Here is a 12,554-nt window from a genome sequence, read left to right as displayed (position 1 = left end):
CGTCCCGATATCCACAGGGCGCAAAAGTCTGTTCGCGGAATATAGTGGTTCCGGCGCAGAACACTAGGTGTTGAGCAAAGCCCCTCAGCTACTGCCATATATTGTGCCTCATTCGTTGCCAGACGCAAGCGGGTAAATGCGCGTTAACGCAAAATTTTGTGGGTCAGCTGCCGCAACACAGACCAAAACTGCGGTTTCTTGCGGGTTCGAAAAGCGGGGCGCCCACCACAACATCTTGGGTTCATCTCTCGCCGGCGATAGGGTGTGCCCTTCGACGGAGTTGATGCCCATGCCTCGCACCCGAACCTTGCCGCTCCTGCTGTCCATTCTGCTGGCTGCCGTGCCTGCCTCCGCATCGGCCCGAACCGAGACGGCGGTGCTGGCCGGCGGCTGCTTTTGGGGCGTGGAGGGCGTGTTCGAACATGTCCGAGGGGTGAAGGATGTGGTTTCGGGCTATGCCGGCGGCACGCGTGCGACGGCGAACTACCGCGATGTCAGCAGCGAACGAACCGGCCATGCCGAGGCGGTTCGCATCACCTACGATCCGGACATAATCCGCTATTCCGAACTGCTCAAAATCTATGCGGCGGTTGCCCACAACCCCGGCGAGCTGAACCGCCAGGGCCCCGACGAGGGCACAAGCTACCGCTCCGCCGTCTTCCCACAATCGGCTGAGCAGCGCGCGGTGGCACAGCGCTTTCTCGCCGCGCTATCCCAGCGGCGAAAGGTGGTGACGAAGATCGAGACCGGCGCCTTCTTTCCGGCCGAGGCCGAGCATCAGGATTTCCTCCGCCGCAATCCACGACACTCCTACATCGTCCGCTGGGACATGCCCAAGCTCGCGGCGCTAAAGAAGGCCTATCCGAGCTACTGGCGCGGCTGATCGGCCGGCGGCGGCGCCAGGACCGTAAGCGCGGCGCGGCGAATCCGGTAGGTTAGCGGCGGCGGGAGATGCTCGACCTCCCCGTCCAGTGCCACTCGCAGCCGCGACCGGCGGCTTTCGACGATCAGTTCCTCGACTTCATCCAGCCGGACCATGTCGTCAGGGCGGGTGCGGCCGAGCAGTGCCCGCAAGGTCGCGGCCGCGAAGGCTCGCCGGCTCTTGCTGCGCATGACGAGGACGCACAATTTGCCGTCGTCCAGCCGGTCGCGCTGCCCCGCGCGCGGCAGTTCGAGAAGATAATCGTTGTTGCCGACAAACAGCAACGGCGTGTCGACCTGCCGGCGGCGGCCGTCGACCGTGAGCGTCAATCGCTGATGATCGAACCGAGCCAGCGTGTGAAGCGACGCCACGATCATCGCGAGCCGCTTGCTTCGCCCGAGGCGCTTCTGCTGCGCCTCGCGGTCGAACACCATCAGCGGGTAAAGGCCGATCGCGCTGTTGTTGATGAAGGTTCGGCCGTTTAGTTCGGCGAGGTCGACGCGGCGGCTGTGGCCGGCAGCAATGGTCCCCACCGCCTCTTCGACCGTCGTGCCTACGGCGAGGTCGCGCGCGAAATGGTTGAGCGTCCCGAGCGGAAGGATGCCCAGGGCCGTATCGCTGCCGCACAGTTCTGAAGCTGCGAGGCTGATGCTGCCATCGCCGCCGCCGACGACGACGGCCTTCGCCGCACCGGCCTTGGCCTCCTTGCACGCCGCCCTGATGGTGTCGGCGTCACCGGTTCGAAAGTCCGCGGCAATGCCGACCGCTTCGAACTGGTCGCGGACTGTCTGTTCGACCGCAGCGTCAGCCGAAGCAGCCCCGCCGGCCGCGTTGATGACGACGGTGAGCGCGGTGCTGGTCACCCGTCCGTCTGTGCCCGATAGGCGCTGCGCAGGAAAGCGCTTCCGGGCGGCTTAGCCGGAAGCGCTGACGATCATGCGCCCTTGGCCGCGCAATCGCCGACCCGCTTGGCGGTGATGGAGCGGGTCATCGCATAGTCGCCGGTACCGCTGAACGACGTGCCGCTGATCACCTGCGCGTCGAAGCTGTCCGCCTTGAACTGACCGTCGACCGCGTGGGTGATATCGCCCTTGCCCGGCCGCTTGCACATCAACTGAAGGTTCAGCCGGCCGTTGCGGATGTACGTCTCCCTGGCGGTGCAGCTGTCGCCGGCCTCGCCGAGCGCGGCGGGCGGGATCGCATTGTCGGGTCCGATGCAGGCGCGGGTTACCGCCGGCGCACCGCCCACTTCCAGCTTCGTCGAAGGCGTCGTCTTGTCGGTCGAGCGCAGGTCGTCGACCCTGGCGCTGATTTCATATTCGCCGGCCTGGAGGCTGGTGGGTGCCGCGTCGGCGGTATTGTTCGCCTCCGTGGCGTCGCCGCCGCAGGCCGAAAGCATCAAGGCAGCCGCTGCCGTGCCGAGAAACGAGCGCATGGTCATCCCCTCCTGTTCTTTTGATGTGGGCAGCATATGCGTGACGTTGCGGTTGGCAATGGGCTCACTTCGGCCGCCGCGTGGGGGCGTGGAAATCGGGCGGCTTCGACGCGATCCAGCCGAGGAAGCGCGCAATGTCGGGGTGAGCGCGCAGGGCGTCCACGTCCATCCCGATGCGGGCGAGCGCCTTGTTGTCGAGCGTCTTGTGCAAAATGCTGTGGCAGATCGGATGGACCGGGACCGTCTCGCGGCCGCCGCGGCTCTTGGGGACCGGATGATGATATTGCACGCGGCCGCCGAGCGGACGCGCGCACAGCCAGCAGCGTTCTTCGGTTGTTCCGGTCATCGTCGCGCACCATATAAAGCCCGATGGCGATTCAGATCCGCACCTCCCTTGCCGAGCCGGAAACCGGCGAAGAGTTCGTCCCGCACCGCCCCGCGCGCCCGGAGAAAGCTGAAGGGGGCAGGAAGTTCACGCTTGTGTCGGATTATTCGCCGGCGGGTGACCAGCCGACCGCAATCAAGGAACTGACAGAAGCGGTCCTTGCCGGCGAGAAGGACCAGGTGCTGCTGGGAGTCACCGGTTCGGGCAAGACCTTCACCATGGCCAAGGTGATCGAGACCTTGCAGCGGCCGGCGCTGGTGCTCGCGCCCAATAAGATTCTGGCGGCGCAGCTCTACGGGGAATTCAAGAGCTTCTTCCCCGACAATGCGGTCGAATATTTCGTCAGCTATTACGATTATTATCAGCCGGAAGCCTACGTCCCGCGCACCGACACCTACATCGAGAAGGAAAGCTCGGTGAACGAGGCGATCGACCGCATGCGCCACTCGGCGACGCGGTCGCTGCTGGAGCGGGACGACGTCATCATCGTCGCGTCCGTCTCCTGTCTGTACGGTATCGGGTCGGTCGAGACTTACTCGGCGATGGTGTTCAGCCTGAAGAAGGGCGCAAGCGAGGACCAGCGCGAGATCATCCGCAAGCTGGTCGCCCTCCAGTACAAGCGCAACGACCAGGCGTTCGCGCGCGGCAATTTCCGGGTGAAGGGCGACAATCTTGAGATCTTCCCGTCGCACTACGAAGACACGGCATGGCGGATCAGCTTCTTCGGCGACGAGATCGAGGAGATCGTCGAGTTCGATCCGCTGACCGGCAAGAAGGTCGCGTCGCTGGACAGCGTCAAGGTTTACGCAAACTCGCACTATGTGACGCCCGGCCCGACGCTGAAGCAGGCGATGGGCGCGATCAAGCATGAGCTTGAAGAACGGCTGAAGGAGCTGGTTGCGGAAGGCCGGCTGCTGGAGGCGCAGCGGCTGGAACAGCGCACCAACTTCGACCTGGAAATGATCGCGGCCACCGGATCGTGCGCGGGGATCGAGAATTACTCGCGCTTCCTCACCGGCCGCCTGCCGGGCGAGCCGCCGCCGACCCTGTTCGAATATCTGCCGGACAATGCGCTTCTGTTCGTGGACGAAAGCCACCAGACGGTGCCGCAGATCGGCGCCATGGCGCGGGGCGACCACCGACGGAAGATCACGCTTGCCGAATATGGCTTCCGGCTGCCGAGCTGCATCGACAACCGGCCGTTGCGCTTCAACGAATGGGACGCAATGCGGCCGCAGACGACGTTCGTGTCGGCGACTCCCGGATCATGGGAGATGGAAGCGACCGGCGGCGTGTTCAGCGAGCAGGTGATCCGCCCCACCGGCCTCATCGACCCGCCCGTCGAGATCAAGCCGGTGGAGGACCAGGTCGACGATCTGGTGCACGAGGCCAAGGAGACGGCGCGCAAGGGTTATCGGACCCTGGTCACCACGCTGACCAAAAGGATGGCGGAGGACCTTACCGAATATCTTCACGAGGCGGGCTTGCGCGTCCGCTACATGCACTCGGACGTGGAGACGCTGGAGCGCATCGAGCTGATCCGCGAGCTTCGGCTGGGCGTCTACGACGTGCTGGTCGGCATCAACCTGCTGCGCGAGGGTCTCGACATTCCCGAGTGCGGGCTCGTCGCTATACTCGACGCGGACAAGGAGGGTTTCCTCCGCTCGGAAACGTCGCTGATCCAGACCATCGGGCGTGCAGCGCGCAACGTCGAGGGGCGTGTCATCCTCTACGCCGACCGGGTGACCGGATCGATGGAGCGGGCGCTGAACGAGACCGATCGGCGGCGCGAGAAGCAGCTCGCCTACAATGCCGAGCACGGCATTACGCCGGAAACGATCAAGCGCCAGATCAGCGACGTGCTGGCCCACCTTTCGACGCGCGACGGCGTGGTGGTCGACACCGGTGACGACGAACGCCCGCACCTCGTCGGCCACAACCTGAAGGCCTATATCGCCGATCTCGAGCAGCGCATGCGCAAGGCCGCTGCCGACCTGGAGTTCGAGGAAGCCGGGCGGCTGCGAGACGAAATTCGCAGACTCGAAGAAGACGACCTCGGTATTCCGCACGGAGAACGCGTCGCCCCGCGTCCGCTCGGTAACTCAACCGAAGGCAAGCCGGGCACCCGCAAAGGCCGCTTCGGCCGCGAGCAGCGCCGCGGCTTCGGCGGCAAACGTTAGCGGAGCACCCCGCGCTTCTTCATCTGCGCGGCGTAGGCGACCAGCGCGACAGCGATGGCGATGATCGCCAGCGGCATGGCGCCGCCGTCGGCACCTTGCGGCGCCTCCGGCGCACTGGTGAATTGATAGATGAAGGTGACCACTGCGCCGACCAGCGAGGCTATCAGCGCCGGCAAGGCAAAGCGGCTTCGTGCCAGCAGCAGGATGGAGCCGATGAGGCCGAACCAGACGCCCACTGCCCAGCCGGCGTGCACCCAGGCGGGAAATGCATTGATCCAGGCCATCATTGCCTCGGCATCAAGGCCGGGCATCATTGATCCGATATATTCCGTGCCCCGCACGTTGGTCATTGTGTAATCGAAGCAGCCGAAGCCGTTCCACAGGGTGGCAAGTCCACCGACCAGCCAAAGATGCCAGGGTGTTGAGATGCGCGAAGCCATTGCCGGAGCCCCTCCTTTTGCAGCCCGCCGATCCGGGCTAGCAGAACAAACGCCCGGGACTAACCAATGTCAACTTCTGCCCCGGGGGAACAGGCGCGGGGTGTCGCGGGTAATGAACAAACGAGTCACAGCCAAAGGACCCGAGTTGCGTTCCACCATATCGATCATCCTGGCATCAGCCGCCCTATCCCTCGCGGGCTGCGGCCGAAGTGACAGCGCCCACAGCGTCGAATGGGCTGAGGTCAATCCGGACGACGTTTCCCCGGCGGCGCTGAAGGCCGCAGTCAGCGATCCGGCCAGCCGGAAGTTCTACGAAGCGCGCAACTGGAAAGCGGTATGGACCGACGGGCTTGCACAGGACTTGGCCGACACGATCCACCGTGCGCCGGAACATGCCCTGCTCCCCACCATGTTTCTGCCCGAAGCGACCCCTGAAGATCCCGCGCGCCGGGAAGCGGAACTGACCAAGGCGGCACTGGCCTACGGACTCGCGCTTGCGCAAGGCCGGGTGAACCCGGTCGAGGTGTTTCAGGTCTACACCCTGCCCCGCCCGAAGGTCGACATGGTGGCGGGCCTGACCAAGGCTATCCAGGACGAAAATGTCGGCGAGTGGCTGGAGGCTCAGGCGCCGCAGACGGAGGAATATCAGGCGCTGTCGAAGGCATTCCTTCATTATGCCCAGCTCGCCTCGTCCGGCACCGAACAGCCCATTGCGGCCGGAGAGCCTTTGAAGGTGGGTGTGACCGACCCGCGCGTCGGGCGGCTGATCGATGGCCTTCGTGAAAACGGCTATCTGGCGGCCGACTATGCGCAGTCGGAAGGCGACCAATTGTTCGCTCCGCAAGTGGAAGCGGCGGTCAAGGCGCTGCAGCGTGACTATGGGTTGAAAGACGACGGTGTCGTCGGCCCCGACACGCTCGCTATCCTCAACACCAGTGCGCAGGACCGGGCGCGGCAGATCGCCGTCAACATGGAGCGCCGGCGCTGGCTCGCCCGCGAAGCGCCGCAGACCCGCATCGACGTCAACACCGCCGCGACCTTCCTCGAATATTGGAAGGACGGGCGGTTGCGCGACCGGCGCGTGGTGGTCGTCGGCCAAACCGATTGGGAGACCCCGCAGCTCGGTTCGCCCATGTTCCGGCTGGTCGCCAACCCGGACTGGACGGTACCGCGGTCAATCGAGCAGGACGAGCTTGCGTCCAAGGGCGCCGCCTACTTCGCGGCGCAGCGCATCGTTCAGAAGAACGGCCGTTATGTGCAGCTTCCGGGGCCCAAAAATGCCCTAGGGCAGGTCAAATTCGACATGCAGAACACGCATGCGATTTATCTGCACGACACGCCTTCCAAGGCGCTGTTCCAATCGGCGGAGCGGCATGGCAGCCACGGCTGCGTCCGCGTGTTCGATGCGCTTGGCTTTGCGGATCTGATCGCCGCCGACCAGGGACTGACCGAGGATTTCGCGGCCAAGCTCGCCAAGGGCGACACGGCGTTCGTGCAGCTCAAGCAGAAGATCCCCGTGCGCCTGCTCTACCACACCGCCTACCTCGACGGCGCGAACCAGATCCGCTTTCGCGCCGACGCTTATGGCTGGGACGAACTGGTCTCCGCCGCTCTCGGACGGCCGAAGTCGGTGCGGCAGAAGGTCAAGCGCCGTGACGGCGGGGACATCGGTCCCTAAGCGCGCACAACCTTGCAGAGTGCCGCGAAACAGTCCCCGTCGACTGCACGGCCGACCTCGTCGCCGATGATCGCCAACGCTTGTTCGGGCGGCATTGCGGCGCGGTAGGGACGATCGGCAGTCAGCGCATCGTAGAAGTCGCAAACGGTGATGATCCGCGTCTCGCGGCTGATCGCATGGTCCGTCAGTCCGAGCGGATAACCCGTGCCGTCCAGCCGCTCATGGTGTGCGGCGGCGACAGGTGCTAAATCCTTGAGCGCCGCAATGCGGCCGAGGATCTCCTGCGTATGCACGGCATGGTCGCGCATCACTTGCCATTCGGGTTCGTCGAGCCCGCCCGGCTTGTCGAGGATCGCGTTGGAGACGCCCAGCTTGCCGATGTCGTGAAGCAAGGCGCCGCGGCGGAGCCAGCGGCGACGGGCCGGGTCGACGCCCACCTCCGGCGCGATCGCGGCGGCATATTCGGCCACGCGGACCGAATGACCGCCCGTGTAGGGGCTCTTGGCGTCGACCACCTGACCGAAGGCTGCGGCAACGGCGTCGAGATAGTCCTCGTCTGCAACCTGCTCATCGCAGCCAGCGGCCGCGCTGACGATGGTGTCGAGGAACGGCGAGGCAAGGGTGGCCCAGAATGATGGCTCACGAGCGATGACGGAGAATGCCTCCGCAAGTTTCGGATCGAGCCAGTTCCCGGCCCTTCGTCCGACTTCGGCGACAGCCGCCTCCGCTCCGAACTCGCTTCGGAAGACGTCCGCGACCTGCGCCAGCAAGGCGATGCGTGCGAACAAGGGGATGGCGTCGCCCGCCAAGCCGTCGGGCCTGCCCGAGCCGTCCCAATGCTCGTCGAGCGCATAGATACCCGCGATCACGGCATCGGAGAAACGCAGCGTCCGGGCGATGTCGGCGCCGCGGGTGCAGCGCGCGGCGATCAGCTCGTCGGCGAACTGCTTGCCGTTGCGAAGAATGGTGCCGACCTTTGCCGCGCGCTCGCCGAAGCTGGCGCGGGGCGCGGTATTCTTGAGAACGAAAGACAGGGTGGCGGCGAGCGAGGTCCCCGCCGTCTTGTAGCCGCGCTTGAAGGCGAGATCGTCAGCGGCATAAAGCTCGCTGATCCGCGCCGCATTGCTGCTGCAGCCCAGGTCCTTGAGCAACAAGGCGTAGTGAAGCTCCCGCCGCTCGGCCGTGCCAAGCCCGATGGCCTTGCCGATTTCCCCGCCGATAAAGGCGCATCGCACCGCATGGCCGGCCGGCTGTCCCTCGGTGATGTCGAGCGCATAGCTGAAGGCGCCGATCAGCTCCGGCAGATGCACGGTCGGCGCCAGCGGCGATCCGGCGGAGATCGGACGGTGGAACATGCCGCGCTTCTCGCACGCGCGAGGTTAAGGAACCGTCCGCTTGCGCTCAGATGTTGATCGCGGCCAACCCGAGCCGTCCCGACTTGGGCGTCGCGCAATCGGCGGCGCGAAGAAGATAGGGTTGGTTGGCAAGCGACGCGATCAGGTAAGTATGTGCAACGGGTGGAAAGCGGACGTTCACGAGCGGTGCCACGTCCAAGCATTTCCGACACAAGAACGTGTCAGGTCCCCGTGCTCAGCGCTGAGTGCCGTGAGAACAGAACTGTGCCTCCACTGATCGAAGCACGAGTTCGCCGTAATGCCGGTTCGCATGCGTTGCATCGGTTCCGTAATATTTGGCGCGCAGGAAACCGGCCTCTGCGGCCTTTGCTGGCGGTAGCATCACCTCGGCGCCGTAGGCCCGGCAATGTTTGTACAGGATGCGCAACTGGAGGAGCCAAAACTTCAGCCGCAGTTCCGGAGATGAAACGCCCGAGCTGTGGATACCCTGCCTTGCGTACAATGGCTCACGATGGCGAGAAATGAATTCATTAGCGGCGATCGGCGGTGGTGGGATGAGGTGCACAACACGGGCACTTGTCGCTTCACACACCGCCTTCAGTTTTCGTGCAGTACCTCTCTCGATGCTCTCTGCAAGGGCAGGCATGATCATTCGATAAGGTATGATCTGACTACCCTTCGTCAGCGCAAGGTTCTCCATGTGGAAGTCAAACGGCACGGGATGTTGAACGATGCTGAAAGCTGCATGCTCGTTCCCGCCGATCGCCGAAAGAACGATATCGCTGGGGCCTAGCGTGGAGATGTGATTAAGAAAGCCGTCAAAGCTGGTGTTGCCGACCCACTCCCCGGTCTCCTTCCTTTTGCGAATTCGATGGACGGTTACTGGCGAGGAAAGGCCCTTAGTCCGCCGTTTTTCCACTGCAAGGTGAACGGCATGGCTGTGGCTATCACCGAACAGCAGGATTGTCGGTTGCTCCGTCATGATCGATCCGTTCGGGGTTGGCGTCATTCCGGTTGCTTTGTCCATGCGATGGTTGGACCCGCCAAGGCCCGATCCCAGGTGACGAACGTCTGATTGGGCGAAAACCCTAGCAGCGAGGCTTCACCGCCGCTCCCGCGACAGACGGCTGAGCAGGATTGCGGCGCGCTTCGCCTGGCGGAAGATGGAGGGCAAATCGACCGTCTCGCCCGGCGCATGGTCGCCGTAGCTTGAGGCGCCGAGGCCCGCGAGCGCGTCGACGTCCGCTGCGACGAAGCTGATGTCGCCGGCGCCCCGCTTCACGGGATCGAGCTCGCCCTGCTCGTCGAGGCCGAGGTCGCGGTTGACCGCGTTGAGGCGGGTCAGCAGCGCGCGGTTCCCGGTGGTCGGGCTCATCGGCGGATAATCGCCGGGCTCAAAGACGATCTCCGCCTTGGCGCCGTTGAGCGAACGGGCAACGATGGCGCTCATCTTCGCCTTGGCGCGGTCGATCTGCTCCTGGCTGATCGCGCGAAGATCACCGCGCGCAATGGCGACGCCGGGGATGATGTTGCCCTTGCCGGTGGCACGAACCTCGTTGCGGCCATCGCTCAGCTCCGCCGTTGTGCCGCCCGCCATGATGCCGACATTGAAGGTCAGCTTGTCCTCCGGCACCTCGCGGCGGAATGTGTCGAGGATTCGCGCCAATTCGTAAACGGCGCCGCTTCCAGACCCTTGAGCGAAGATCCCGCTTGAATGACCGCTGCGCGCGGTAACGCGGACCATCCACTCGCCGGAGCTGCGGCGCGCGGTCGAGCCCATGTCGCGCCCTCCGTCCCGGACCAGCCCTTCGAAGTCGAACGCGACATCGGCCCGCTTGCCCTCGGCGATCAGGTCGCGTCGGGCGACCTCGATCGGGCTGCCCGCATCTTCCTCGTCGCCGCTGAGGAACACCGTGATATCCGCCCGCTTCAGCGTACCGGCGGCGTTCATCGCCCGAAGCGCCGAGATCATCACCGCCATGCCGCCCTTGTCGTCGCCGGCACCGGGGCCGGTCGCCTCGCCTCCTTTTCGCTCCCAGCGCTGAAAGGGCGAAGACGGTTCGAACACCGTATCGAGATGGCCGATCAACAGCATCTTCTTGCCGCGGCCCCGAGGACGAGGCGCGTGGCGGGCCACCAGGTGCGGCGCGCGGTCGGCCGTGCCCTGGACCCACTGCACTTTGAAGCCGAGCGGCTCCAGTTCCGCGCGGACCATTTCGCCCACGGCGCGAATGCCCGCCGGGTTCAGGGTGCCGCTGTTCTGGTTCACCCAGCGCTCGAGCATGGCGATGGTTCGCTCCTGCTCGGCATCAACCGTCTGCACCATCAGCTGCTCGGGACTGCTGAGCTGGGCAGAAGCGGGCACTGAGAAGACAAGGAGCGCGGCGGCGAAGGCGAGCGAACGAAGCATCGCTCAACAGTAGCGCTACTCACGTCCGGCACAACCGCGCAAAACCATTGTCCTACAGCAAACCTATTTGGTTATTGTTCTGCGACTCGGTGGATGATTGCGGGAGTGGGGAATGAGTGAGGAAGCGAACGTCGTCGATCCGTTGATCGACGCGGTGATCGAGCGCGAAGGCGATTATGTGAACCATCCGGCGGACCGGGGCGGTCCGACCCGCTTCGGGATCACCGAGGCGGTGGCGCGGGCCCATGGTTACCGTGGGGCGATGAAGCAATTACCCCGCCAGGAGGCAGCCGGAATCTACCGGCGGCTATATTGGCTTCGGCCGAAGCTGGACCAGGTCGCGCAACGAGCGGCCAAGATCGCGGCCGAGCTGTTCGACACCGGCATCAACATGGGTCCGTCCGTCGCCGTCACCTTTCTTCAGCGTGCGCTGACGGCGCTCAACCGGAATGGCTCGGATTACCCCGACCTCACGCCGGACGGGCGGATCGGCAGCTGCACCCTGGAGGCGCTGGACGCCTTCATGGCTGCCCGTGGACGCACCGGCGGGGAGACGGTGCTCTTGCGGGCGCTCGAAGCGTTACAAGGTGAGCGCTACCTCCGGCTGGCAGAACGGCGTCCAGCGAACGAGGCCTTCCTCTACGGCTGGCTAGCCAACCGTGTTGGTTAACGAAGGCGACACTTCGACCACGAAAACACGTCACCTAAGTCAACTTCCCCTCGGGAGAATTCCAACATGCCTATGATTGAAGCCATTGTCGCGCCGCTGTCGAAACTGCTCGACAAGATCATTCCCGACCCGCAGGCGCGGGACAAAGCCAAGCTGGAATTGCTGAAGCTGCAGGGCGACCAGGAAATGCAGGGCATCGCTGCGCAGATGCAGGCGATCATCGCGGAAGCGAACTCGTCCGACCCGTGGACCAGCCGCGCTCGACCAAGCTTCCTCTACATGATGTATGCGCTGATCCTGTGGTCGATCCCGATGGGCCTGATCGCGGCGGTCGACCCGCGCATGGCGACCGGGATTGCAGGCGGCATGACCGCTTACCTCCGCGGCATTCCGGAAGAACTCTATGCCCTCTTCGGTACCGGCTACCTCGGCTACACGGCGGCGCGGGCATGGGGCAAAGCAAAGGGCGCCGAACGCTGATGCGCCCGACGCCCTCAAATTAGAACCTCAAGGGATCAGGAGAGCGGTTCGCCGCTTTCCTCTTCCTCGAACAGGGACGCGGCGACATCCGCGTTGGAGCTGAGGCGCACTGTGTCGCCCTCGACCGCGGCAACCAGGCCGCGTGGGATGTAGTGGTGATGGTCGCCATGGGTAACGCCGCTGTCCGCCTTGGTCAGCTTGATGCGGTCGCCTTCGACCCGATCGACGGTGCCCAGCGGCACCTCGTCGGCACCCACCACCTGCATATGTTCACGGATATCTTCGAAACCGCTCATGTCGTTTCTCCTTCTTGTTTGCCCGCTGAACGCATCAACCCGCCTCGCGCTCCACAGCCCCGAATGCCGTCATTGGACCGTAACCGCCTCGGCACGCCCACGTCATGCACCCATGCGATGACATGTTCATGATCATCGCAGCTTTCCTCCTGCTCATGTGCGGAACGGTGAGCGTGGCAATGCTTGCCGCCATACGGGCGCCGCTGCTTCGAACATTGATGTTGAGCTTCGACTGCTGGGCGGAATCGGCACGCACCGATAAAGGCCACCTGAACTGACCCGCCTTGTGGGCGGCGGGGGCGC

15 protein-coding genes are annotated in these 12,554 nt (G+C 64.5%); 6 read left to right on the top strand and 9 right to left on the bottom strand.

Going from position 1 to position 12,554, the window contains the following annotated elements; genetic code table 11:
* The first annotated feature begins 289 nt into the window (after positions 1-289).
* On the top strand, positions 290-883 hold the full coding sequence (gene msrA / locus G7077_RS09155) for a peptide-methionine (S)-S-oxide reductase MsrA (protein ID WP_246167128.1): 594 nt from the start codon (positions 290-292) through the stop codon (positions 881-883).
* On the opposite strand, the gene G7077_RS09150 is transcribed toward msrA, so the two are convergent.
* From G7077_RS09150 to G7077_RS09140, 3 genes are all read right to left on the bottom strand, one after another.
* Positions 868-1,785, bottom strand: a complete 918-nt coding sequence (locus G7077_RS09150) for a diacylglycerol/lipid kinase family protein (protein WP_166411428.1) — start codon at positions 1,783-1,785, stop codon at positions 868-870. The genes msrA and G7077_RS09150 overlap by 16 nt on opposite strands.
* A 71-nt stretch (positions 1,786-1,856) precedes the next feature.
* Positions 1,857-2,357 (bottom strand): DUF3617 domain-containing protein, encoded by a 501-nt coding sequence (locus G7077_RS09145; RefSeq protein ID WP_166411427.1) that lies wholly within the window; start codon positions 2,355-2,357, stop codon positions 1,857-1,859.
* 64 nt (positions 2,358-2,421) lie between these two features.
* Positions 2,422-2,703 carry an HNH endonuclease gene (locus G7077_RS09140; RefSeq protein WP_166411426.1) on the bottom strand — a complete coding sequence of 94 codons (282 nt, stop codon included), beginning with the start codon at positions 2,701-2,703 and terminating at the stop codon, positions 2,422-2,424.
* Between the two features lie 23 nt (positions 2,704-2,726).
* Here G7077_RS09140 and uvrB point away from each other — a divergent pair, with 23 nt between their 5' ends.
* Positions 2,727-4,922: an excinuclease ABC subunit UvrB gene (gene uvrB, locus G7077_RS09135; RefSeq protein WP_166411425.1), complete on the top strand. Its 2,196-nt coding sequence runs from the start codon at positions 2,727-2,729 to the stop codon at positions 4,920-4,922.
* Here the strand turns inward: uvrB and G7077_RS09130 are convergent.
* The gene (locus tag G7077_RS09130; RefSeq protein WP_166411424.1) at positions 4,919-5,362 is read right to left on the bottom strand and encodes a hypothetical protein; all 444 of its coding nucleotides are present in this window, start codon (positions 5,360-5,362) and stop codon (positions 4,919-4,921) included. The genes uvrB and G7077_RS09130 overlap by 4 nt on opposite strands.
* A 145-nt stretch (positions 5,363-5,507) precedes the next feature.
* Here G7077_RS09130 and G7077_RS09125 point away from each other — a divergent pair, with 145 nt between their 5' ends.
* On the top strand, positions 5,508-7,040 hold the full coding sequence (locus G7077_RS09125; RefSeq protein WP_166411423.1) for a L,D-transpeptidase family protein: 1,533 nt from the start codon (positions 5,508-5,510) through the stop codon (positions 7,038-7,040).
* On the opposite strand, the gene G7077_RS09120 is transcribed toward G7077_RS09125, so the two are convergent.
* The 4 genes from G7077_RS09120 to G7077_RS09105 all read right to left on the bottom strand — a co-directional run bounded on the left by G7077_RS09120 (position 7,037) and on the right by G7077_RS09105 (position 10,805).
* Complete coding sequence (locus tag G7077_RS09120; protein ID WP_166411422.1) at positions 7,037-8,395, bottom strand: HD-GYP domain-containing protein; 1,359 nt, start codon at positions 8,393-8,395, stop codon at positions 7,037-7,039. The genes G7077_RS09125 and G7077_RS09120 overlap by 4 nt on opposite strands.
* A gap of 46 nt (positions 8,396-8,441) precedes the next feature.
* Entirely contained in the window at positions 8,442-8,588 is a 147-nt protein-coding gene (locus G7077_RS09115) for a hypothetical protein (protein ID WP_166411421.1), read from the bottom strand.
* Positions 8,589-8,630: 42 nt separating this feature from the next.
* Positions 8,631-9,422, bottom strand: coding sequence for a hypothetical protein (locus tag G7077_RS09110; RefSeq protein ID WP_166411420.1), 792 nt, complete (start codon positions 9,420-9,422; stop codon positions 8,631-8,633).
* A 75-nt stretch (positions 9,423-9,497) separates the two neighbouring features.
* Positions 9,498-10,805 carry a M20/M25/M40 family metallo-hydrolase gene (locus G7077_RS09105; protein WP_166411419.1) on the bottom strand — a complete coding sequence of 436 codons (1,308 nt, stop codon included), beginning with the start codon at positions 10,803-10,805 and terminating at the stop codon, positions 9,498-9,500.
* A gap of 112 nt (positions 10,806-10,917) precedes the next feature.
* On the opposite strand from G7077_RS09105, the gene G7077_RS09100 reads away from it, so the two are divergent.
* Together G7077_RS09100 and G7077_RS09095 are read left to right on the top strand one after the other, a co-directional pair.
* Positions 10,918-11,475 carry a glycoside hydrolase family 108 protein gene (locus G7077_RS09100; RefSeq protein ID WP_166411418.1) on the top strand — a complete coding sequence of 186 codons (558 nt, stop codon included), beginning with the start codon at positions 10,918-10,920 and terminating at the stop codon, positions 11,473-11,475.
* 66 nt (positions 11,476-11,541) lie between these two features.
* Positions 11,542-11,955, top strand: a complete 414-nt coding sequence (locus G7077_RS09095; protein WP_166411417.1) for a holin family protein — start codon at positions 11,542-11,544, stop codon at positions 11,953-11,955.
* Between the two features lie 35 nt (positions 11,956-11,990).
* On the opposite strand, the gene G7077_RS09090 is transcribed toward G7077_RS09095, so the two are convergent.
* Positions 11,991-12,251 carry a DUF2171 domain-containing protein gene (locus G7077_RS09090; RefSeq protein WP_166411416.1) on the bottom strand — a complete coding sequence of 87 codons (261 nt, stop codon included), beginning with the start codon at positions 12,249-12,251 and terminating at the stop codon, positions 11,991-11,993.
* A 122-nt stretch (positions 12,252-12,373) separates the two neighbouring features.
* Between G7077_RS09090 and G7077_RS09085 the strand changes: the two genes are divergently transcribed.
* On the top strand, positions 12,374-12,529 hold the full coding sequence (locus G7077_RS09085) for a hypothetical protein (protein WP_166411415.1): 156 nt from the start codon (positions 12,374-12,376) through the stop codon (positions 12,527-12,529).
* The last annotated feature ends 25 nt before the right edge of the window (positions 12,530-12,554 follow it).

The sequence above is a fragment of the Sphingomonas piscis genome, assembly GCF_011300455.1.
In the GTDB taxonomy this organism is placed as follows: domain Bacteria; phylum Pseudomonadota; class Alphaproteobacteria; order Sphingomonadales; family Sphingomonadaceae; genus Sphingomicrobium; species Sphingomicrobium piscis.
The sequence above is the reverse complement of the archived record's forward strand: the minus strand, read 5'-3'. Positions and strand labels throughout refer to the sequence as shown.